Consider the following 23,037-nt stretch of genomic DNA (forward strand, 5'->3'; position numbering starts at 1 on the left):
CGAATATATATGGGTTATGTAGGATTATTACTTTCAGGGGCAGCTTTATTTTTAAATAGTCTTGTTATATTAGGGAAAGCAGAGATGAAAAGTGCGGGTGTTTTTAATTTATTTGTGGGTGCACTACAAATTATTATTCCGTTTTATTTGATCATGATTTCTGACCAAAGCAATTGGACAGTGTATTCATATGCGGCTACTTTCTTATTTGGATTAACTTATTTATATGTAGGTGTTACTTTTATAAAAGGAATGGATAGTAGTGGTCTAGGATGGTTTTGTATTTGGGTAGCAATTATAGCCTTATTCTATATGGTTGTTTCATTTGTTCAATTCCATGATGTTGTTAATGCGTTAACGTGGTTTATGTGGGCATTACTTTGGTATTTATTCTTTGTATTAAATACACAAAAGAAGAACATTAATCAATATCTTGGAAGGATTGCCTTCGTACAATCATGGGTAACATTGACTTTACCTTCACTCTTTTATTTTATGGGAGTGTGGGGAGAGGGATTTGTATATGAACTATGGGTTTATGTATCAGTAATTTCTATTTTGTACTTCTGTTATTGTATTTATAAATATCGAGTACGTTAATATATTTTCTGTAGAAAAGCATGGAATCGTTAAACGAATTCCATGCTTTTTATATGTTGGCACTTATAATAGAGAGGTAGTATTTTACAATTTGCTAAAATGGGGATGATGAAGTTGAAAAAAGTATTGGTGCTAGGGGGAACAAGATTTTTTGGTAAACATTTAGTAGAAGCACTTTTGCAAGAGGGGCACGATGTAACGATTGCGACGAGGGGAGTTACTGAAGATTCTTTTGGTAGCGCAGTAAAAAGAATAATTATTGATAGAGAAGATGGAAAGCTACTAGAAAAGCGTCTAGAAGGAAAAAGTTATGATATTGTATACGATAATTTATGCTATAGCTCGAATGCAGCGAAGATAATATGTGAAGTGTTACGAGGGAAAACGAAGAAATATGTTATGACATCTTCAATGGCCGTCTATGAACCTGCCCTAAGCTTATCAGAAGAAGACTTTAATCCGCACGATTATGCAATCGCGTATGGAGATAGGAATGACTTCAATTATGGTGAAGGAAAGAGATTAGCTGAAGCCGTTGTATTTCAACAAGCAACATTCCCAGTTGTTGCAGTTCGTTTTCCAGTTGTTATTGGAGAAAACGATTATACGAAAAGGTTACAATTTTACGTTGAATGTATTGTGAACCAAAAACCTATCGTTGTGGATCATGTAGATGGAACTTTGTCATTTATACATGAAAAAGAGGCAGGAGAGTTTCTAGCTTGGTGCGGAATGGAAAATGTGAAAGGGCCAATTAACGCCTGTAGTAACGGGGTAGTTTCTACGGAAGAAATTATTCATTTCATAGAAGAGAAGACAGGAATAAAAGCACTCATTCAGAAAGCTGGGGAAAATATAGCTCCTTATAATGAGGTAACTAACTGTACATTACATAATGGAAAGGCTCGTGAATTCGGATTTTTGTTCCGAGAGCTGAAACTAGAAATGAAAAATGTTTTAAAACATTATATAAATACAATGAAGTAATCATAAATCCCCCGGTGGCAATCCGGGGGATTCTGGAGGATTTCGACAATACTGATTTTACATTACCAAATTTACCTTATACGTACGACTAATGTTTTTGTGATTGAATTGCTTGTAAATACTTCTCGTTTACTTGGTCCCAGTTTACTGTATGCCACCAGTTGGTAACAAACTCTGGGCGCCTATTTTGATACTTTAAATAATAAGCATGTTCCCATACATCAATTACGAGTAAGGGGATTTTCCCTTCTTGCAAAGGCGTATCTTGATTTGGTGTACTCATAACAGAGAGTTCCTCACCGTCAAGAACAAGCCATCCATAGCCACTTCCAAAACGACTAATAGCTGCTTTGGAAAGTTGATCTTTTAAGTTGTCAAAGGTATTGAAATAATAATCAATTACTTTTGCAACGTCTCCATTAGGCTCACCGCCACCTCGTGGGCTCATCACTTCCCAAAAAAGACTATGACAATAGTGACCACCACCGTTATTTCGTACAGCTGTAACAATTTCCTTCGGTAAAGCATCTAAATTACATAGCAATTCTTCTAAAGATTTATTATGTAATTCAGTATAATTTTCTAAAGTAGCATTTAAATTGTTTACGTATGTCGCATGGTGCTTTCCATGATGAATGGAAAGTGTATTGCTATCAATATGTGGCTCTAGTTCATCATAGTCATATGAAAGCTTTGGCAATTGAAATGAAGACATAACATTACCTCCTTTCCACTTAAAAAGTTGGTCTAGGTAAAAATACTTTACCTGAGTCAAAAATACACCCATTTTCCATATAAGTCAATAGTAAGTCCATTAATTTTCTGAAAAATATTACAATAAAAGTAACACTCTCACTTTCATTTGTGACTCCTATCCTTTTTGCTTATACTGTAAAGTAGCAGGGTTTTGTTGAAATAGAAGGAGATTGTTTATGAGTAAAACGAAACAATTAATAGAGGAAGCAAGTAATTTTATTACGATTTGTTATAAGGAGCTTCATAAAGAACAATTGATAGAAGAACGTATAAAAGAAATTCAAATTGAGATAGAAAAGACAGGGACATATGAGCATACATTTGAAGAACTTGTTCATGGTTCACGAATGGCATGGCGTAACAGTAATAGATGTATTGGAAGACTATTTTGGAGTAAGATGCACATATTAGATGCGCGCGAAGTAAATGATGAAGAGGGTGTATATAATGCATTAATTCATCATATTAAATATGCAACGAACGACGGGAAAGTTAAACCAACCATTACGATTTTTAAGCAATATCAAGGTGAAGAAAATAATATAAGAATTTATAATCACCAATTGATTCGATATGCAGGATATAAAACAGAAACGGGAGTGATTGGTGATTCTCATTCCGCTACATTTACGGACTTTTGTCAGGGGCTTGGTTGGCAAGGAGAAGGTACGAATTTCGATGTATTGCCACTTGTGTTCTCTATAAACGGGAAGGCGCCTACATATAAAGAAATTCCGAGAGAAGAAGTAAAAGAAGTGCCAATTGAACACCCAGAATACCCTATTTCATCACTTGGAGTAAAATGGTATGGTGTTCCAATGATTTCAGATATGCGTTTAGAAATTGGCGGTATTTCTTATACAGCCGCTCCGTTCAATGGATGGTATATGGGAACAGAAATTGGGGCGCGCAACTTAGCAGATCATGATCGTTATAATTTACTTCCGGCTGTTGCGGAGATGATGGATTTAGATACATCGAGAAACGGTACCTTATGGAAAGATAAGGCGCTAATTGAGTTGAATATTGCCGTACTACACTCCTTTAAAAAACAAGGAGTTAGTATTGTTGATCACCATACTGCTGCACAACAATTTCAGCAATTTGAGAAGCAAGAAGCTGCTTGTGGTCGTGTTGTAACAGGTAATTGGGTATGGCTTATTCCGCCATTATCTCCAGCTACCACTCACATTTATCATAAACCGTATCCGAATGAAATTTTGAAGCCAAATTTCTTTCATAAATAATATTTAGTGTAGGTTTTTTCTGTGAAATATAATTTTTTTTAATTACTGTTATGTAGCAAATGGAAGCCTTTACTCTCGGTTATTTTTGGAAGAGGCTTTTTGAACCAAGGAGTACCTTATGTTATAATCAAATTTCTGTTTCGAAGACCTTATAGAAATATAAGGTCTTTTGTTTTGCTTTTTTATGTAAGAGGAAGAGGATTTTTCTTTTTAATAAGGGATTTGGCATATTTTTAGGGACAACATAAGTATGTGGGAAGTCGATAAAATGTTATGCATATATAATTATTATGTTTTTAGGTTTAAACAATAAAACATAATAAAGTTGTTTTTTTAGATTGCTGAGGAAGGAGGAAGGAAGTATAAATGAGGATGAAGAGTCGAAAAACTGATTGGCCTGTATTTATTATTAGTGGTGGTTCACTTTTATTATTTGTAATTGCAGTTTTTTTGAACAAGGATTATGTAGAGAGTGCGATTAATAAAAGTTTCGCTTTTTCAATTAAATATTTCGGTGCCTTCTGGCAAGTTTTATTATTAGGTACATTTATTGTTGCGATGTGTATGGCTTTCTCCAAATATGGGAGAGTTAAGCTTGGGGGATTAGAAAAACCTGAGATTAGTACGGCAAAATGGCTTGCTATTATTATGTCTACATTACTTGCTGGAGGTGGCGTTTTTTGGGCAGCAGCAGAGCCAATGTATCATTTGATGACGGTGCCACCAATACATGATGGTATATCTGCTGGAACGAAAGAAGCAGTCATGCCTGCTTTAGCACAAAGTTATATGCATTGGGGATTTTTAGCATGGACGATTTTAGGTACAATTAGTGCGGTAGTTATGATGTATGGACATTATCATAAAGATATGCCGCTAAAACCTCGAACACTTTTATATCCTATTTTTGGGGAAAAATTAAGAAAGAGCCTGCTTGGAACGATAATTGATGCAGCTGCAATTATTGCAGTAGCTGCAGGTACAATTGGCCCAATTGGATTTTTAGGTTTACAAGCAAGTTATGGATTACAAGAATTATTTGGAGTTTCTGATGTGTTTACTACTCAATTAGCAATTATTGTTTGTGTGGTGGCCGTGTCTACCATATCGGCAGTAACAGGTATTGATAAAGGGATTCAAATTATAAGTAATTTAAATGTTAGATTAGCAATTGTGTTAATGGCATTCATATTACTATTTGGGCCAGGTGGATTTATTATTGATTCGTTTGTTTCTTCGTTTGGATTTTATGTAAATGAGTTTATACCGATGAGCACATACCGTGGTGATACAAGTTGGTTAGGATCTTGGACAATCTTTTTCTGGGGATGGTTTATTGGATACGGACCAATGATGGCAATTTTAGTGAGTCGAATTTCAAGAGGGAGAACGATTCGAGAAATCATCGTTGCAATTGGAATTATCGCACCTATTATTACAACATTTTGGTTTACTATATTAGGTGGATCAGGCGTGTTTTATGAGTTGATGAATCCTGGGTCTATCTCGGACGCATTAAGTGAATCTGGTATGCCGGCAGCTATGATTGCAATTACAGGGCAATTGCCACTTTCTAATATTATTGGACCAGCATTTCTTTTATTAACAATTTTATTTGTAGTGACAACAGGAGATTCAATGGCGTATTCCATTTCAATGGCAGTGACTGGAGACGGAGATCCTAGAATTAGTTTGCGAATTTTTTGGTCGCTTATTATGGGCGCAGTTGCAGCAATTCTTTTATATATGGGTGAAGGAAGTATTAATGCGCTACAATCGTTTATCGTGGTGACGGCAGTTCCGGTATCAATTTTGTTATTCCCAATGCTATGGTTAGCGCCTAAAGTTGCGGGAGAATTAGCATTAAAACAAGGTATTGTAAAAGAAGAAGATAAAACTGCAGTCTTATTTCAGAAGGCTAGTAAATCAAAATAAATAAAAACGTAAAAGAGGAAGCATCTTAAATGAGATGCTTCCTCTTTTACGTTTAATCTAATACTTTTCCCTTTGTTTCTGGTACACATAGTAGCATTGTAATTAACCCGATTGGGTAGATGATAAAAATCAAGGACAATGCTCCAAGTAGGTTGCCACCTGTAGCAAGTAAGCCAATAATAACAGGCCCAAATCCAGCTAACCCACGTCCTGTACCGAAAATAAAGTTTTCGGCGGTAGAGCGAGCTTCAGCAGGATAGTTTTCAGCTAAAATTGCTCCAAATCCTCCCATCATTCCATTTGCAAAGAATCCAAGCAATGCACTTCCCCATAATAATAATGTTGAATCTGTGAATAAGAAGAAGTAAATGAGACAGTATACTGTACCGCCAATATAATAGATTGCAAAAGTTTTACGGCGACCAATTTTATCAGCTAGAATACCAAAGATTGCAATTCCAATTAGCATACCGATGGTAGAAATGAACATCCAGCCACTTGCTTTTGCTAATGTATAGTTATATTTATTTGCTAAAATAGTGGGCATCCATGTGAAGATTCCGTAATATCCGAAGTTTTGGATGAACGACATAATAATAAGACCAATTGTTGTAATTGTTACTTTTTTATTGGCAAATAACTTTCGAAGTGGAAATTTTTTTATATGTTTTAGTTGTTCTGCTTCAGTAGTTGTTAATTTACCTGCAGCTTCTTTTTGCAATAGTTCCTTTTTGTAGCGTTGTTTTTGCTCCCATATTTTCGGTTCACTTAAACTTTTACGGACATAGACAGCTAGTAAAGCTGGAATTAATCCAAATAAGAAAACGGCTCTCCATCCAAAGTGTGGGACAATAAATGCTGGAAGGAGTGAAGCAATCAGTACACCAAATTGCCATCCAAGTGCAACAACAGATGTCGCTTTAGCGCGCATTTCTTTAGACCATGTTTCTGTTACGATGGCCATTCCGATTCCGAATTCACCACCAACTCCCATTCCAACTAAAAAGCGCAGAATTAATAATTGCCAGTAGTCTGTTGCGAAATAAATGAGTGCGGTTGCTAGTGAAAACAGTAAGATTGTGAAGGCCATTGTACGAATACGGCCAAATAAATCAGCAATAAATCCAAATAAATAAGAACCAATTAACATTCCTATTGTGGTAGCTAAAGTTAAGTTTCCACCTTCAACAGGACTTAAGTGAAACTCTTTTAAAATATAGACAAGTACGAAAGATAATAGCAACATATCTAAACCTTCTGCTGCATATCCTAGCGCAGAACCAAATAATGTTTTATATCTTTTCGCTTTTGTCTCCTCTGTTGTTTGTTGTACATCAGTAGTGACGTTCATTATTACTCCTCCTTATTTTCTACAGTCGCTATGGAAGAATAACAAAAGGCCTTCTCACCTGATATGATGAGAAGGCCAAAAAAGCATACGTATCCCCAAGAAAAGAACATACGTATATTGTATTCCGACTTCCTTCTCAACCTCACGGGGTTGGGTTAAAGGACTGTATTATATTACTTTATTTTTAGCACTCTTCTATATGTATTGTCAAATAAAGAGGAAGTTATTATGTGTAAAATATTTCAAAAAACATTTCGTTCTTCTTGACGCCGACTTCATTATTTTCCCATAATAAAACTAACTAAATAAAAAGGAATGAATCAAAGATGCTAAATTTAGTACTCATGATGATTGAACGAGTCGGACTTATAGTTATTTTAGGATTTTTACTCTCTCATATTAAAACTTTCAGACGCCTCCTTCATAAACAGGATGGCTATGTAGATAAGCTTAAGCTTATTTGTATTTTTTCGGTATTTACAATTGTAAGCAATTACACTGGGATTGAAATAGCAGGAAATACGATTATGAATGAAAATTGGTTACAAGGTGTTTCATCATCGAGTACCATTGCAAATACACGTATTATGGGTGTTGGAATTAGTGGATTGCTTGGTGGTCCTATCGTCGGAATTGGGGTAGGATCAATTGCTGGTATTCACCGTTATATGCTTGGAGGGACGACAGCTCTAAGTTGTGCAATCTCTTCAATTTTAGCAGGCGTTATAACTGGTTATATCGGATACATTTTTAAAAAATATAACCGTACAATTACCCCTAAGTTTTCAGCGATTTTAAGTGTTTTTATCGTTTCTTTAGAAATGATTATGATCCTATTAATTGTAGAGGATGGAATGAGCATTGTGAAAACAATTGCGATACCAATGATCCTTGTAAATAGTTTTGGAAGTTTTATTTTACTTTCTATGATACAAGCTATTTTGCGTCAGGAAGAGAACGCAAAGGCACTTCAGACTCATAAGGTATTACGTATTGCAGATAAAACGTTACCATATTTTCGCCAAGGCTTAACAGAAGAATCGTGTAAGCATGTGGCACAAATTATTCACCGCTTTACAGGAACAGATGCGGTATCCTTAACAGATACAGAGAAAATATTAGCTCATGTTGGATTAGCATCAGATCACCATATTCCGTCACATAGTTTAATAACTGGTTTGTCGAAAGAAGTGTTACACACAGGGAAAATAATGAAAGCAAAATCACGTGAGGTTATTAATTGTCAACACGAAGGCTGCCCTTTGCAAGCGGCGATTGTTATTCCACTAACTTCACATGGAAATACAATAGGGACATTAAAACTGTATTTCAAAAATCCTAACCAGTTAAGTCGTGTGGAAGAGGAATTAGCAGAAGGATTAGCAAAAATATTCTCTACACAACTTGAATTAGGTGAAGCTGAGTTGCAAAGTAAATTATTGCAAGATGCGGAAATAAAGGCATTACAAGCACAAATTAACCCGCATTTTTTATTTAATGCGATTAATACAGTATCAGCTTTATGCCGAACAGATGTAGAAAAAGCAAGGAAGTTATTATTACAGCTTAGCGTATATTTCCGATGTAATTTGCAAGGGGCACGTCAGTTATTGATTCCACTAGAACAAGAATTAAACCATGTACAGGCATATTTATCCTTAGAACAAGCAAGGTTCCCAAATAAGTATGAGGTAAAGATGTATATTGAGGACGAGCTAAAGACAACTTTAGTACCACCATTTGTTCTTCAACTATTGGTTGAAAATGCATTGCGACACGCTTTTCCGAAGAAGCAACCAGTATGTGAAGTAGAAGTGCATGTTTTTGAAAAAGAGGGTATGGTTCATTTTGAAGTAAAAGATAATGGGCAGGGAATTGAGGAAGAACGTTTAGAACAATTAGGAAAGATGGTAGTTTCGTCAAAGAAAGGGACTGGAACAGCTTTATATAATATTAATGAACGTCTTATTGGATTATTTGGAAAAGAAACGATGCTTCATATCGAAAGTGAATTAAATGAGGGGACAGAGATTACTTTTGTTATTCCAAAAAAAGTAGGGGAGGAAGAGCAGATTGTTAAAAGTATTAGTAGTTGACGATGAAATGTTAGCACGTGATGAACTAAAGTATTTATTAGAGAGAACGAAAGAAGTTGAGATAATTGGTGAGGCTGATTGTGTGGAAGACGCATTAGAAGAACTAATGCAAAGTAGACCAGATATTGTGTTTTTAGATATTCAATTATCCGATGATAACGGATTTGAAATCGCCAATATATTAAAGAAGATGAAAAATCCACCTGCAATTGTATTTGCTACTGCCTATGATCAATATGCACTGCAAGCATTTGAAGTAGATGCGTTAGACTACATTTTAAAACCATTTGATGAAGAGCGTATTGTGCAGACATTAAAGAAGTATAAAAAACAAAAACAATCGCAAATAGAAACGAAGCACGAAATAAAGGGGACAGATGTAACAGTAGAGATGCATAAATTAGCATTACCAATTGAAGAATCAATCGTACTTGTTAATATTGAAGATATTGTATATGTAGGACTTGTGGACGGAAAAGTGACAGTAAAAACAATGAGGGAAACATATGTAACACACGATACACTTGTGATTTTGGAAAAGAAGTTGCCGCAAGTAAGTTTCATGCGCATCCATCGTAGTTTTATTGCGAATATTAATCATATTACTGAAATTCAGCCATGGTTCAATTCTACTTATAATTTAATCATGAAAGAAGGATCAAAAGTACCTGTTAGCCGTACATATGCAAAAGAACTCAAGAAGCTGCTTCGTATTTAAGGAGCAGCTTTTGTATTTCATCCTTTTATATTTGTAACTGATTCTGTATATTTGACGCTCTGTTATGTAAACGCTTACTCGGGCGGTTATATCCTATACAATAAAGGTACCAAATCGAAAGAGGTGGCCAAAATGAGTACGAAAAAAGTATATAGTTTCTTATCACAAGCATTCATATTCTCAGCTATTATGTTAATTTCTAATATTATTGCAACACATTTACCAATTCCAATGCCTTCATCGGTAATCGGGTTAGTTATTTTATTTAGTCTATTATGTTTAAAAGTTATTAAATTGGAGCAAGTTGAATCACTCGGAACAGCTTTAACAGGTATTATTGGATTCTTATTCGTCCCATCAGGTATTTCAGTTATTAATTCTCTTGGTGTAATGGGACAATACTTTGTACAAATTTTAACTGTAATTGTTGTAGCAACAGTTATTTTACTCGCTGTAACAGGATTATTTGCACAATTTATTTTAGGAAAAGATGAAAAAGAAACAGAAGATACAAAAGAATTGAAAGTAGTAAATAAAGGACGCAAGCACGGAAAGGTTGCGTAACCATTGTATTTATATATTGTTGGGAGGTAATGAACATGGCAAGCACAATGACTCCATATTTCGGAATCGTCGTTTCATTAATCGCATACGGAATCGGAACATTATTATTCAAGCATTCAAAAGGGTTCTTCCTATTTACACCATTATTCGTGGCGATGGTATTAGGGATTGTATTTCTAAAGGTAGGTAACTTTACTTTTGAAGAATATAATACTGGCGGAAAAATGATTAGTTTCTTCTTAGAGCCAGCAACAATTGCATTCGCTATCCCACTATATAAACAAGTTGATAAGTTGAAAAAATATTGGTGGCAAATTTTATCAGCTATCGTGGTTGGATCTATTTGCTCAGTAATTGTCGTGTTCATTGTTGCAAAAGCAATCGGTTTAGATACAGCAGTAATGAATTCAATGCTACCACAAGCAGCAACAACAGCAATTGCGTTACCAATTTCAGAAAGTATTGGTGGTATTCCAGCAATTACATCGTTTGCAGTTATTTTCAACGCAGTTATCGTATACGCATTAGGAGCATTATTCTTAAAAACATTTAGAGTGAAACATCCGATTGCAAAAGGTTTAGCACTTGGAACAGCGGGTCATGCATTAGGAGTTGCAGTAGGAATTGAAATGGGTGAGGTAGAGGCAGCGATGGCAAGTATTGCTGTAACGGTAGTTGGGGTTGTAACAGTAGTTGTCATCCCAATGTTCATGCCATTCATTGGATAGTAAAACTTACTTAAAAAATAAGAAAAGCAAGCTATTTGTAGGACAGATTTCTACTGATAGCTTGCTTTTTATGTTACAGTAGTGGTAAGACCTATTAAAAAATGTAAGTTTCCTTAAATCTTCATTAATACTATGTAGAATACGTTTTGAATTAGGTCATTGTATTGTAAAATAAGAAGTAAGCTACTATATACCTGGTAAGGTAGGCATATAATGAGTTTATAAAAATCTTAATATGAATGAATAATTAAAAGTAGAAAAGAGAGAGAAATCTACTTATTAACGTTTTAGTTTATAGGACAGGAGAGAGTATTCGTCGATTATGCAAATAAAAAACCTGTTTCAAAGCAAAGGATTCCAGAGGTTACTCGTATTAGTAATACTTGCTCTCGTGTTATACGGGCTGCAAAGTATGTTGAATTTAATATTAATTACGTTTATTCTCACGTATTTAATGGATCGATTCCAAAAGTTTATTTCACGCAAATTAGATCATTTCATGCCTATTAATCGAAAAATTATTATAGCGTTTCTATATGTAATGTTAATTGGTGGAATTGCTATTACGCTATTTAAATATTTACCAGTATTGACGATACAAATTTCACAACTGATTTACCAATTCAATGTATTTTTAAGAAACCCACCAGATAGTGAACTAATTAAGTATGCAGTTAATGCTGTCAATCATATGGAGCTTTCTAAATATGTAGGACAAGGCGTAGACATTTTGTATAAATCGATTACGAATGTTGGTAAATTTGGCCTTCAAGTTTTACTTTCTTTAATTTTGAGTTTGTTTTTCTTATTAGAAAAATCTCGTATTGTCGGTTTTACTGCAAAGTTTAAAGAAAGCAGGCTTGCAATTTTCTATACTGAAATTGAGTACTTCGGAAAGAAATTTGCACGTTCATTTGGAAAGGTAATCGAAGCGCAATTTTTAATTGCTGTTGTTAACTGTGTTCTTTCAGTTATCGCATTATGGATATTAGGATTCCCACAATTATTAGGTTTAGCGTTAATGATTTTCTTGCTTGGCTTAATTCCAGTAGCAGGGGTTATCATTTCGTTATTCCCACTTTGTATGATTGCTTACAATATTGGCGGTATCATGTACGTTGTTTATATTTTGGTTATCGTAACAGTGATTCATGCGCTTGAAAGTTACGTATTAAACCCGAAGTTTATGTCGCAAAAAACAAATTTACCGATTTTCTATACATTTATGGTATTAATCTTCTCGGAACACTTCTTAGGTGTATGGGGATTAATTATCGGTATTCCAATCTTCATCTTCTTATTAGATGTTTTAGACGTGACAAGTGATGAAATGGAGAAGGATGTTGGAAAAAATAAAGTGAAGTAAAGAAAAAGCATCGATGTTCGGTGCTTTTTCTTTTATAATATGATGTTTCTTATGCCATACTGTAAGCAGAACATAGAATAGGGGTGAAGTAATGGCTGTAAATGAAAAGGTAGAATTGGCTACATTTGCTGGAGGGTGCTTCTGGTGTATGGTTTCGCCATTTGAAGAGATGGAAGGGATTATAAAGGTTGTTTCTGGCTATACAGGTGGTCATAAAGAGAATCCAACGTATAAAGAAGTATGTTCAGAAACGACGGGACATTATGAGGCAGTACAAATTACATTTGATGCAAATAAAATGCCGTATGAGGAATTGTTAAATATATATTGGAGACAAATTGATCCGACCGATATTGGTGGACAATTCCACGACCGCGGACAGTCTTATGAAACGGTGATTTTTTATCATAATGAAGAACAACATAAAAAAGCAGAGACCTCAAAAGAAGAGCTTGAGCAGAGTGGACGCTTTTCAAAACCAATTGCGACAAAAATACTACCAGCAGCTACATTTTATCCAGCTGAAGAATATCACCAAGGATACCATAAGAAAAACACATTCCGCTATGAGTTATATCGTAAAGGCTCAGGACGAGATGCTTTTATTAAGCAACATTGGCCAAAGGATAATGCTCATTTAAAAGAAAAACTCAATGAGATGCAGTATTATGTAACACAGGAAAATGGTACAGAACCACCATTTCGAAATGAGTATTGGAACCATAAAGAGGAAGGTCTTTATGTAGACATCGTTTCAGGTGAGCCGTTGTTTACTTCTCTAGATAAATTTGATAGTGGATGTGGATGGCCTAGTTTTACAAAACCAGTGATGTCAGCAAGTGTGAAAGAAAAGATGGATGTGAGTCATAATATGACACGTACAGAAGTGAGAAGTAAAGAAGGAGATTCACATCTTGGGCACGTATTTCCAGATGGTCCAGGACCAAATGGCCTTCGTTACTGTATTAATTCCGCAGCTCTTCGATTTATTCCAAAAGAGGAATTAGAGAAAGAAGGCTATGGCGATTTCCTAATCTTGTTTGGAAATAAAAAATAACCTCGCAGTTAGCGAGGTTATTTTTTTGTTATTTTGTTTTTTTCTTTTTAAATTTGCTTAATACTTCATAAACGATTGGAACAATAAGAAGTGTTAATAACGTTGAACTTGTTAATCCACCAATTACCGTTACGCCAAGTCCTTTAGAAATTAAGCCACTACCTTCAAATCCTAATGCAAGCGGGATAAGAGCACCGATTGTTGCAATTGCAGTCATTAAAATTGGACGAAGGCGTGTTGCACCAGCTTCTAATAAAGCTTCACGTGTTGATAGTCCTTCATTTTCCTTATGAATAACGCGGTCGATAAGCACGATTGCGTTTGTTACAACGATACCGATTAACATAAGCGCACCAATCATTGCAGATACACTTAATGTTTCACCAGAGATTAATAAGGCAACAAGAGCCCCAATAATTGTAAATGGTAGCGAGAATAAAATTGCGAATGGTGCTAGGGCACCACCAAATGTAACGACAAGAACGAAGTATACAATGGCAATCGCAGCTAACATCGCTAGGCCAAGTTGCTTGAATGATTCTTGAATATCTTTAGTAACACCGCCCATAGAAACATCTACACCAGAAGGAAGATCCATTTTATCTACTTCTTTTTGTACTGCAGCAGATGCTTTTGAAACGTCATCAGATGTTAATTTGGCACTAACCTCTGCATAAACACGTCCATCTCGGTGTGTTACTGTATTCGATGTTTCACCTTCTTTTACAGTCATAACATCTTTCACAGCTACTTCATTACCAAGTGGTGTTGTAATTTTGCGATTTGTTAAGTCATCGATTGTTTCATAATTTTGTTTTTCAGCTTCTACATATACATTGATATCTTTACCGTCTTTTTTAATTGTTGTCAGAACAGGGCGATCATGTTGATTAGAAAGTCCCATTCCAATTTGAGCAGCCGTTAAGCCCATTTTACTCAGCTTTTCTTGATCTGCGACTAAAGTGTACTCTGCATATGTTTTTGCAATACTAGAATCTATATCTTTTAAGTCTTTATTTTTCTTCATGATATTTTGAATATCTTTTACGACAGGCTTAATGTCTTCTGAGCTATCTCCATAAACGTATAGTTTAATTTCGTTACTACCGCCACTTGCTCCGAAGTCTTGGTTTTTCCATTCGCCTTTGCCAGACATCTTCTGTAAATCTTTAACGACTTGTTCTTTCTCTTTTTCAAAGTTTTTCGTGTCGTTATCATATTGCACGAAGAACATTGCTTGGTTTGATTGACCAGGACTCATTGGATTCTCTCCACCTAATGAGAACTGAATTGTTTTGACGTCTTTATTATCTTGGAAGTGCTTCTCAGCTTTTGTTGCAATTTTTTCAACGTCTTCTAACGTTTGACCTGGTTCAGGATTATATGTTGCAATAATCATTTTTTCTTCTTCAGAAGGTAAGAAACTTACACCGATAACTGGTACAAGTGCAAGACTACCAACTAATAGAAGGACAGCGATACTTGATGTAATAATTTTGTGATTTAAAGCCCATGCAAGTATGCGTTTATACCCATTTGCTAATTTACTTGGTTTTTCTTCATGATGTACTTCTTTTTCCCTCATGCTCTCTTTCTTAAATAAGGAATGAGCTAGCATCGGTACGATTGTAACTGCTACTAGTAATGATGCTAATAAAGCGAAGACGATAGTTAAGGCGAATGGTAAGAACATTTCACCAATCATACCTTTTACTAGTCCAAGCGGTAAAAATACAGCAATTGTTACAATGGTGGAAGACATAATCGGGATAAACATTTCTTTCGTAGCTTCACGAATTAAATCTTTTCCACGTAATTTCTCTTCTGATAACGACATACGTCGGTAAATATTTTCAATAACAACAATTGAGTCATCGACAACGCGGCCTATAGCAACGGTCATTGCTCCAAGTGTCATAATGTTAAGTGTAATATCCATTTGCTTTATGACTAAAACAGCAATTAATAAAGAAAGTGGTATTGAAACGACAGAAATTAACGTTGTTCGAATATTTCGTAGGAACAGCATAATAATAACAATCGCAAAGATAGCACCGAAAATTGCTTTGCTCAGCATTGTTTCAACTGATTTTTCAATAGGTGCACCTTGGTCGAATGTTGAAATGATCTCTAAATCTTTATATTTTTTCTCAAGATCTTTTACTTTATCTTTTACTGCATTTACAACATCAACTGTATTTGCATCAGAGGCCTTCACAATTTGAATTCCAATTGCTTCTTTTCCATTTGTTCGAGAAATAGATTCTGCTTTCCCAACTTCTTTAATGTCAGCAATTTCGTCTAATGTAACTGTTGGAATCCCGTTCATAGCAGCTGGATTCATTTGCGGCGTTTGTGCACCAGCGCCAGCATTTTGACTACCTTGACCGTTAGGTGAGGAAGGTATAGCTGGGATTTTAAGTTCTTTTAACGCTTTAATCGTTGTAATATTGCCATCTACAACAACTGATTTTTCCGTGTCTTTAAATGTGTATAAGCCAAGTGGTAAAGATACATCCGATCCCTTAATCACATTTTTTACGGTATCTTCACTTAGTCCTAGTTCTTTCATTTTATCTTTCTTGAAGACAAGCTGTACTTCATCTACTTGTTGGCCAGCAATTTGAACAGATGCAACACCATCAAGTCCTTTTAATCCTGGTACAACATTTTTTTCTACATTTTCAGTTAAGGTAGCTAAAGATTCATTCTTACTTGCCACGCTTAACGAAATAACTGGAAAGGCATTGAAGTTTACTCGTGAAACTTTAGGATCTTTAACACCTTCTGGGAGTTTTACATGTGTGAGAGCTTCTTTAATTTCTGTTTCTGCTTTTTCCATATTTTTATCAAAATCGTATTCTACTTGAATAGAAGATGCGTTTTGAAAAGATGATGAACTCACAACGTTAACACCGCTTAAATTTTGTAGTTGTTCTTCCATCGGCTTTGAAACTTTATCAGCTACTTCTTCTGGTGTAGCACCAGGATAGACCGTAGTTACTGTCACAATCGGTGTTGTAATATCAGGGATTGTTTCCAGCTTCATATTGAGTCCAGAGTAGATCCCCGCAATAGTAACAATAATGGTTAGTAGCCAAACTGCGAACTTATTTTTTAACGAGAAATTGATGATTTTGTTCATGTTTGCGCTCCCTTTTTATTATATTGACCAACTGGTCAGTCTAATACATAATATAACTGACCGTTCGGTCAATCGTCAATAAAAAGAGATGGTATAATACATTTATAATAAGATGCGAGATTAAATTTAGGAGAGAAGATATGAAAGAAAAAGAGCGTTTAATTATAGAATCGGCTATGAAGTTATTTGCTACTAAGGGTGTAAATGCGACATCAGTGCAGGAAATTGTGACAGCTAGTGGTATATCTAAGGGAGCTTTTTACTTATATTTTAAATCGAAAGATGAGCTTTTATTAGCGACACTTCGATATTATTATGACAAAATCCAAAAGAAAATGCTGGATATTGAACAAGAGTCTTTATTACCACGTGAAAAATTTGCAAAACAATTACATTGTCAGTTTAATGATATACAAAAGCATAAAGAATTTATTATTATGCATGCGAGAGAAAATGCGATTCCGTTTAATAAAGAAGTAGAAGAATTTATGATGCGGATGAAGTTAGAGTCTCATGCATTTTATCGGAATAGTTTATTGTCCATTTATGGTGAAAAGGTTATGCCATATTTATTGGATTTAGTAATTATGGTAGAAGGCATATGCCGTGGGTATTTAGAATTAATTATTTTACAAGCACCAGAAATTGATTTATCGTATGTAGCTGCTTTTATTTTAAAAAGAGTAGATAATTTAGTAGATGGCTTAGTAGAATCTTCGGAAGAACCTATTTTACATGAAGAAAAGCTTGGAGAATTCCTTTGTAAATCAGAGCTTATTAAGGAACAAGTTAAAGAACATTTTTTAAAAGAGATTATTGTATTTAAGCGCACTTTAGCTGATCAATTAGAGGATGATGAGCTGTTGGTTACATTAGATGTTTTAGAGGCGGAAATACGATTGCTTAATCCAAGAATTCCGGTAATTAGAGGTATGTTAGCAAATTTAGAGGCGTATCCGGAATTAAAAGAATTTCGATTACGCCTTATAGGATACTACAATATAAAAAATTCTTAATAAAAATAAGTAAAAAACTCCTTGTCTACACAAGGAGTTTTTTCTTAAAGACTACTTACTATTTTGAGACCATTCTTCAACATCCCAAACTTTTGTGATCCAATCTTCATAGAAGTCCGGTTCGTGACATACAAGGAGAATTGTTCCTTTATATGCTTTCATAGCCTTCTTAAGTTCCGCTTTTGCTGTAACATCAAGATGGTTTGTCGGCTCATCAAATAATAGCCAGTTACTTTCCTCACCCATTAGCTTACATAAACGAACTTTTGCTTGTTCTCCACCACTTAATTGGCTTAATGGGCGAGAAATATGTTCATTTTTTAATCCGCATTTTGCTAACATCGCACGAATTTGATGCTGGTCTAGGCCAGGGAATGTATTCCATACATCATCAATTGGTGTTATATTATCAGCTTTAACTTCTTGTTCAAAGTATGCAGGCTCTAAGAAGTCACCAAGACTTGTTTTACCGCTTAAAGGTTTAATTTTACCTAAGATTGTTTTTAGCAACGTTGATTTACCAACACCGTTACATCCAACAATAGCAATTTTTTCACCACGTTCAATCGTCATTGATAGCTTTGGTAGTAGCGGATGTGTATATCCGATTTCTACATTTTCACCTTCAAAGACGAAGCGACTACTTGCACGACTTTCTTTAAATGAGAATTCCGGTTTAATTGCTGTTTCCGGACGATCAATAAGCTCCATGCGATCAAGTTGTTTTTGACGACTCTTTGCACGACCTGTCGTTGAATAACGAGCTTTGTTCTTTGCAATGAAGTCTTCTTGCTTTTTGATAAACTCGCGCTGTTTTTCATAAGCGTTTATATGTTGATTTTTATTGATTTCTGCTAGTTCTAGGAATTTTTCATATGTCGCTGTATAGCGTGTCATTTTTGTGAATTCTAGATGGAAAATAACATCAACACATTTGTTCATAAATTCCGTATCATGAGAAATTAATAAGAATGCATGTGGATATTCTTTCAAATAATTTGTTAACCAATGAATATGTTCAACGTCTAAATAGTTAGTAGGTTCATCAAGCAATAACACTTCTGGCTGTTCAAGTAATAGCTTTGCAAGCAATACCTTTGTACGTTGTCCGCCACTTAGTGCTGAAACATCACGATCTAAACCAATTGCATCAATTCCAAGACCACGTGCAGCCTCTTCAATTTTCATATCTAGTAAGTAGAAACCACCTGCTTCAAGTGCATCTTGTATTTCTGCCATTTGCTCAAGAAGTTCTTCTAGTTCTTCTGGTGTAGCAGTTCCCATTTTTTCTGTAACTTCATTTAAAGCTTTTTCCTTTTCGAATAACGGTAAAAATGCATCCGCTAGTACGTCACGGATTGTACGCCCAGGTGTTAAAACAGTATGCTGATCTAAGTAGCCGTAATGTGTGCCCGGTGTCCATTCTACGCGACCTTGGTCATGAATAAGCTGACCAGTAATGATATTCATGAATGTTGATTTACCAACACCGTTTGCACCAACTAATCCAACGTGCTCACCTGCTAATAATCGCATAGATACATCTTTAAATAATGTACGATCGCCAAATGTATGTCCTAATTTTTCAACTGTTAATAAGCTCATAGTATCCTCCGTCCAACTTGAAATAGTACCTTGAATCATGATACTAAATTCTTTCATATAATGCTATCATTTCAAAATGTATATTTTTTCAAAAGAAGTGTTTGTAAATGTTAGTATATAAAAAAGTTACTTCTCCTACAGAAGTAACTTTTTGGTTATGCCTTTTGTTTAACTTCACTAACTTTCTTTTCAGCTACAATAAAATGCGGTCTACGTTTTGTTTCATAATAAATACGACCGATATATTCACCAATAACACCTAGGAATATGAGTTGAATACCGCCAATAAATAGTATAGCGGAAATGAGAGTAAAGTAACCAGGAACTTCCACACCACCGAGGATGATTTGAACGAACGTAGTGATTACGTATAAAAGTCCTAAAATGGTTGTTAGTAATCCAAGATATATAGATAGACGTAACGGTTTATTATTGAATGAAATTACACCATCAATTCCATAATTTAATAATTTCGAGAAGGTCCATTTACTTTCTCCATCAGAACGTAATACATTTTCATATTCAATGATTAATTCGTTATAACCGATCCAAGAAAATAAGCCCTTTGAAAATCGGTTGTATTCACTTAAAGATAATAAAGAATCTACTGCTCTTCGACTTAAAAGTCTAAAGTCACCAATACCGTCTACTAATTCAATATCTACAAATTTATTCATCACTTTATAGTAAAGACGAGAGACGAAAGAGCGAACGGGTGAATCACCAGTTCTTGTTCTTTTTGCAATGACTTGGTCGTAGCCGTCGTTATATCCTTCTAACAGTTCTTTTATTAACGTAGGAGGGTGTTGTAAGTCAGCATCCATAATAACAATTGCATCGCCTGTAGCATATTTTAAACCAGCTAACATTGCAGCTTCTTTTCCGAAGTTTCGACTAAATGATATGTAGTGTACCGATGAATCTGCACTAGCTAAATCACGTAAAATATTTAAAGTATCATCTTTACTACCATCATTAACAAAAACAAATTCATAATCGGTAGTTAATTTATGAATTTCAAGGGAAGTCTCTGAATAAAAGGCTCGAAGCACCTTTTCTTCATTGTAGCATGGTACAACTATTGAAAGGGTCATGTTTGACACTCCTTGTTTGTAGTGGATTAAAATAATATTTAGATATTATTTTAGGAAGCTATCTAAATAGATAGCTTCATGATTCATTAAGTGCTCATTATTGCTTTTTAAAAGAAAATTTTCGTCGTGCTTTTGGATTTTTGAAAATTAGTAAAGCTATACAGATAATTAGTGAGATGATTGATATAGTCATACCTAATTTGAAGTAAGGTGTAACGTAAGTCATTTCGATTACATGTGAACCTTTTGTAATTGGAACACCGATAAAGGCAGAATTCGCTTTCGTAAATTCTGTTTCTTTCCCATCAATTTTTATAGTCCAGCCTTTACTATATGGGACAGATAGATATAAGAGCCCGTCTTTATTTGATTTGATATCCCCTTTTAAATAATTGTTCTTATAATAAATATTTTTAAGCCTATTTTCAGTTAGTTTTTTTGTTTCTTTTTGTATACTTTCATAGTTTACAATATTTGCTTGCAAGTCACCTAATTCATACTCACCTGCCATATCAATAGAGATAGTTAGGTTTTCTGGACGCTCATTGCCCAAATTGTAAACAAACCTTTCTAACGGATAAGAGTATGCACCAGCATCGTCCCCTTTTCCTATCGTTTTTCCATTAACAGTTGCATTAAATGTGCCTGCATTTTTTAATTTTAATTCTATCAGTAGATCACCAGGTGTATCAGGATAATTGATAGGTACAATCATATTTCCAAAGCCATGAACAATTAGTTTATTTTCTTGTTTTTCCATGTTTTCGAATTTTGCTTTTTCCGTTTTAATAGATACTGCCTTTGATTTGAGGTCTTGTTTATTAAAATGGTTTAATGAAAATTCTTTTGTATTATTAACGACAACAGCATGTAATAATAATTGATCACGCTGAGCGAAGTTTAATTTAGAAAATTCTTCTTCACTTATAGCTGAATCATATACATATCCTAACGGTAAAGCATAGTCATTTTTGTAAATATTATATGGTCCTACTTGCTGTAATAGTTTATATCCATAAGGTACATTCTTTGAATCTGTATCAGCACTTAATACGCGATATTTTATACCTAGCATATTTTCGAGTAGTAGTCGACTATCAGCTTGATAAAACATTGAAGGTGTATCGTACATTTGGAATACACCATATTTATTTTTCATAAAGTCATGGACATAATAATTAACTAAGCTTTGATACGTACTTACGCCATGATATCCTTGTAGCATTGGTGTGTTATATTCGCTATATGGATTAAGAATACGATAAAAGTCTTTATCATTTTCTTGTATGTAGCGAATTGCAGCAATTTCTTCTTTATTATCATATCCTGGTTCGTGTAACTTTTCAGTTGAAATCTGGTTCTGTCCGTAAACGGTGCTAAGTATATTATTCGCATACATATAATTCATAGAAATTGTGCTAACGAGTACATTCAATACAACTAAAAATTGTATGAAAGGTTTGGAAATATAACGCCATAAACATACTGTAATAACAGAAAGAACGACAGTTCCGAGTAAAATGTTATCAACGTCTTGTAAAGGTTTATCAGTTACATTTATATTTGCTTTTCTATAAAATGCATAAATGAATAATCCAATAGACACTAATAAACTTATTAAATAAGGTAATTTGTAGTCTTTCTTATGAATAATCATCCAATCTAGAATGTATGCAATTGTTTGGGCAATTACAAATACAAATAAATAAAACCATCTAGATTGCATTGCTGAAAAACCATTAAACACAGAATATGTATATGGAAGCATAAACAGAATGAACATGAATAACGTAAAGAATACTTTATTTTTAACGAGTTTATCACGTATAAACATTCCAAATACGATTAAGAATAAAATTAAAGCTGGTAAAGCTAATTGATGATTTTCAGCATTATACATGAAGAAAATATTTTCCATTAAATCTTTATAAAATTTATCTTCAAATAATAATGGTATCTCAAACTTTTTTGATAGTCGATCAGCACTAAATACGGCATTAACTGATGGGAGGAAGCAAACGGCGGCTAAACCGAGTGATAATCCGTACAATAAACCGATTCTAATATAATAAGTTAGAAAAGAGACAATCGTTTTATTTTGTTGTGTCGCAAAGTATTGGAATAATGCATAAATAAATATGAAAATACTTGTGATAAAAGCAAAATAAAAGTTTGATGCTAACATTAAAGTAGCAGCGATTAGGAAAAGGCCGTGCTTCTTTTCAATAATATATTTATCAAGTCCCCATATTACTAATGGTAAAAATACAATGGCATCAGCCATGAAATCCCATAGTAAAGAGTGGCGGATGAAAGTAATACAGCCACCATATATAATAGCAGCAACAAAAGATGAGAATGCTGTTTTATTATGGTAACGTAAAGAACCATACATGAATACCATAGCTAAAAAGTTTTTTAAAATACTCATGTATAATTTCACGTCATATACTTGCTCAAGACTTAGTTTAGGTAGTAACAGTGTAATCCAGAAAAACGGTGATGTGCTGTAATAATAACTAAACTCTCCAAATAAATCTCCACCTAATCCATAATCAAAAGACCAAAAAAGGTTGCCATCTTTAAAGGCATGTTGTAGAAGAAACGTAAAAAAGCCAAATTGACGTAACGCATCCCCTGTACCAGAAAAGGCTTGATTAGATGTTAAAAAGAAATAATGAAAAGCAAAAGCGCACAATAATAATATTGGTATAATTATCATTGTTTTCTTGGAAAAGAATTTATTATTCGGCTTTATGCTCATAAAAATTG

At 34.4% G+C, this 23,037-nt stretch carries 17 protein-coding genes and 1 pseudogene; 12 read left to right on the forward strand and 6 right to left on the reverse strand.

The genetic code is table 11. The features are described 5' to 3' along the window. Nucleotides 1-9: 9 nt before the first annotated feature. Nucleotides 10-600, forward strand: coding sequence for an AmiS/UreI family transporter (locus ACTFRM_RS21635; protein WP_000542569.1), 591 nt, complete (start codon nt 10-12; stop codon nt 598-600). Nucleotides 601-699: 99 nt separating this feature from the next. After that, nucleotides 700-1,587, forward strand: coding sequence for an NAD-dependent epimerase/dehydratase family protein (locus ACTFRM_RS21640; protein ID WP_103597579.1), 888 nt, complete (start codon nt 700-702; stop codon nt 1,585-1,587). A gap of 88 nt (nt 1,588-1,675) precedes the next feature. Here ACTFRM_RS21640 and sodA read toward each other — a convergent pair whose 3' ends face one another. Then, nucleotides 1,676-2,302 carry a superoxide dismutase [Mn] gene (gene sodA / locus ACTFRM_RS21645; RefSeq protein WP_000094037.1) on the reverse strand — a complete coding sequence of 209 codons (627 nt, stop codon included), beginning with the start codon at nt 2,300-2,302 and terminating at the stop codon, nt 1,676-1,678. A 217-nt stretch (nt 2,303-2,519) separates the two neighbouring features. Here sodA and ACTFRM_RS21650 point away from each other — a divergent pair, with 217 nt between their 5' ends. Together ACTFRM_RS21650 and ACTFRM_RS21655 are read left to right on the forward strand one after the other, a co-directional pair. Further along, complete coding sequence (locus ACTFRM_RS21650) at nt 2,520-3,590, forward strand: nitric oxide synthase oxygenase (protein ID WP_000047627.1); 1,071 nt, start codon at nt 2,520-2,522, stop codon at nt 3,588-3,590. Nucleotides 3,591-3,956: 366 nt separating this feature from the next. Beyond that, the gene (locus tag ACTFRM_RS21655) at nt 3,957-5,525 is read left to right on the forward strand and encodes a BCCT family transporter (RefSeq protein WP_139848947.1); all 1,569 of its coding nucleotides are present in this window, start codon (nt 3,957-3,959) and stop codon (nt 5,523-5,525) included. Between the two features lie 52 nt (nt 5,526-5,577). On the opposite strand, the gene ACTFRM_RS21660 is transcribed toward ACTFRM_RS21655, so the two are convergent. Continuing rightward, nucleotides 5,578-6,876, reverse strand: coding sequence for an MFS transporter (locus ACTFRM_RS21660; RefSeq protein WP_001103412.1), 1,299 nt, complete (start codon nt 6,874-6,876; stop codon nt 5,578-5,580). Between the two features lie 326 nt (nt 6,877-7,202). Here ACTFRM_RS21660 and lytS point away from each other — a divergent pair, with 326 nt between their 5' ends. From lytS to msrB, 7 genes and pseudogenes are all read left to right on the forward strand, one after another. Further along, nucleotides 7,203-8,972 (forward strand): two-component system sensor histidine kinase LytS, encoded by a 1,770-nt coding sequence (gene lytS, locus ACTFRM_RS21665; protein ID WP_000933561.1) that lies wholly within the window; start codon nt 7,203-7,205, stop codon nt 8,970-8,972. Next, complete coding sequence (locus tag ACTFRM_RS21670; protein ID WP_000921842.1) at nt 8,950-9,690, forward strand: LytR/AlgR family response regulator transcription factor; 741 nt, start codon at nt 8,950-8,952, stop codon at nt 9,688-9,690. The genes lytS and ACTFRM_RS21670 overlap by 23 nt, the downstream gene beginning before the upstream one ends. 132 nt (nt 9,691-9,822) lie before the next feature. Continuing rightward, nucleotides 9,823-10,254, forward strand: a complete 432-nt coding sequence (gene lrgA / locus ACTFRM_RS21675; RefSeq protein ID WP_000104901.1) for an antiholin-like murein hydrolase modulator LrgA — start codon at nt 9,823-9,825, stop codon at nt 10,252-10,254. Between the two features lie 35 nt (nt 10,255-10,289). Beyond that, entirely contained in the window at nt 10,290-10,982 is a 693-nt protein-coding gene (lrgB, locus tag ACTFRM_RS21680) for an antiholin-like protein LrgB (protein WP_000168869.1), read from the forward strand. A 322-nt stretch (nt 10,983-11,304) separates the two neighbouring features. Beyond that, nucleotides 11,305-12,348 carry an AI-2E family transporter gene (locus ACTFRM_RS21685; protein WP_001166010.1) on the forward strand — a complete coding sequence of 348 codons (1,044 nt, stop codon included), beginning with the start codon at nt 11,305-11,307 and terminating at the stop codon, nt 12,346-12,348. Nucleotides 12,349-12,439: 91 nt separating this feature from the next. Next, nucleotides 12,440-12,907, forward strand: a pseudogene (gene msrA, locus ACTFRM_RS21690) (peptide-methionine (S)-S-oxide reductase MsrA); the annotation flags it as partial. A gap of 45 nt (nt 12,908-12,952) precedes the next feature. Further along, nucleotides 12,953-13,405: a peptide-methionine (R)-S-oxide reductase MsrB gene (gene msrB / locus ACTFRM_RS21695; RefSeq protein ID WP_224201069.1), complete on the forward strand. Its 453-nt coding sequence runs from the start codon at nt 12,953-12,955 to the stop codon at nt 13,403-13,405. A 28-nt stretch (nt 13,406-13,433) separates the two neighbouring features. Here msrB and ACTFRM_RS21700 read toward each other — a convergent pair whose 3' ends face one another. Further along, the gene (locus ACTFRM_RS21700) at nt 13,434-16,550 is read right to left on the reverse strand and encodes an efflux RND transporter permease subunit (RefSeq protein ID WP_086388871.1); all 3,117 of its coding nucleotides are present in this window, start codon (nt 16,548-16,550) and stop codon (nt 13,434-13,436) included. 140 nt (nt 16,551-16,690) lie between these two features. On the opposite strand from ACTFRM_RS21700, the gene ACTFRM_RS21705 reads away from it, so the two are divergent. Next, the gene (locus ACTFRM_RS21705) at nt 16,691-17,566 is read left to right on the forward strand and encodes a TetR/AcrR family transcriptional regulator (protein ID WP_000659648.1); all 876 of its coding nucleotides are present in this window, start codon (nt 16,691-16,693) and stop codon (nt 17,564-17,566) included. Between the two features lie 51 nt (nt 17,567-17,617). Here the strand turns inward: ACTFRM_RS21705 and ACTFRM_RS21710 are convergent, their stop codons facing one another. The 3 genes from ACTFRM_RS21710 to ACTFRM_RS21720 form a co-directional block, all read right to left on the reverse strand. Further along, a complete protein-coding gene (locus tag ACTFRM_RS21710; RefSeq protein ID WP_000055410.1) occupies nt 17,618-19,171 on the reverse strand; it encodes an ABC-F family ATP-binding cassette domain-containing protein in 1,554 nt (517 codons plus the stop codon). Between the two features lie 155 nt (nt 19,172-19,326). Next, complete coding sequence (locus tag ACTFRM_RS21715) at nt 19,327-20,265, reverse strand: glycosyltransferase family 2 protein (RefSeq protein WP_000175825.1); 939 nt, start codon at nt 20,263-20,265, stop codon at nt 19,327-19,329. A gap of 97 nt (nt 20,266-20,362) precedes the next feature. Then, nucleotides 20,363-23,029 carry a YfhO family protein gene (locus ACTFRM_RS21720; RefSeq protein WP_440043596.1) on the reverse strand — a complete coding sequence of 889 codons (2,667 nt, stop codon included), beginning with the start codon at nt 23,027-23,029 and terminating at the stop codon, nt 20,363-20,365. Nucleotides 23,030-23,037: the final 8 nt, after the last annotated feature.

Origin of the sequence: Bacillus cereus group sp. MYBK227-1 (assembly GCF_051916325.1) — a bacterium.
GTDB classification, from domain to species: domain Bacteria; phylum Bacillota; class Bacilli; order Bacillales; family Bacillaceae_G; genus Bacillus_A; species Bacillus_A cereus.

Coding starts and splice junctions, on each gene's coding strand:
- ACTFRM_RS21635 (WP_000542569.1), top strand. CDS start 10: ATGGGTTATGTAGGATTATTACTTTCAGGGGCAGCTTTATTTTTAAAT.
- ACTFRM_RS21640 (WP_103597579.1), top strand. CDS start 700: ATGGGGATGATGAAGTTGAAAAAAGTATTGGTGCTAGGGGGAACAAGA.
- sodA (WP_000094037.1), bottom strand. CDS start 2,302: ATGTCTTCATTTCAATTGCCAAAGCTTTCATATGACTATGATGAACTA.
- ACTFRM_RS21650 (WP_000047627.1), top strand. CDS start 2,520: ATGAGTAAAACGAAACAATTAATAGAGGAAGCAAGTAATTTTATTACG.
- ACTFRM_RS21655 (WP_139848947.1), top strand. CDS start 3,957: ATGAGGATGAAGAGTCGAAAAACTGATTGGCCTGTATTTATTATTAGT.
- ACTFRM_RS21660 (WP_001103412.1), bottom strand. CDS start 6,876: ATGAACGTCACTACTGATGTACAACAAACAACAGAGGAGACAAAAGCG.
- lytS (WP_000933561.1), top strand. CDS start 7,203: ATGCTAAATTTAGTACTCATGATGATTGAACGAGTCGGACTTATAGTT.
- lrgA (WP_000104901.1), top strand. CDS start 9,823: ATGAGTACGAAAAAAGTATATAGTTTCTTATCACAAGCATTCATATTC.
- lrgB (WP_000168869.1), top strand. CDS start 10,290: ATGGCAAGCACAATGACTCCATATTTCGGAATCGTCGTTTCATTAATC.
- ACTFRM_RS21685 (WP_001166010.1), top strand. CDS start 11,305: ATGCAAATAAAAAACCTGTTTCAAAGCAAAGGATTCCAGAGGTTACTC.
- ACTFRM_RS21700 (WP_086388871.1), bottom strand. CDS start 16,550: ATGAACAAAATCATCAATTTCTCGTTAAAAAATAAGTTCGCAGTTTGG.
- ACTFRM_RS21705 (WP_000659648.1), top strand. CDS start 16,691: ATGAAAGAAAAAGAGCGTTTAATTATAGAATCGGCTATGAAGTTATTT.
- ACTFRM_RS21710 (WP_000055410.1), bottom strand. CDS start 19,171: ATGAGCTTATTAACAGTTGAAAAATTAGGACATACATTTGGCGATCGT.
- ACTFRM_RS21715 (WP_000175825.1), bottom strand. CDS start 20,265: ATGACCCTTTCAATAGTTGTACCATGCTACAATGAAGAAAAGGTGCTT.
- ACTFRM_RS21720 (WP_440043596.1), bottom strand. CDS start 23,029: ATGAGCATAAAGCCGAATAATAAATTCTTTTCCAAGAAAACAATGATA.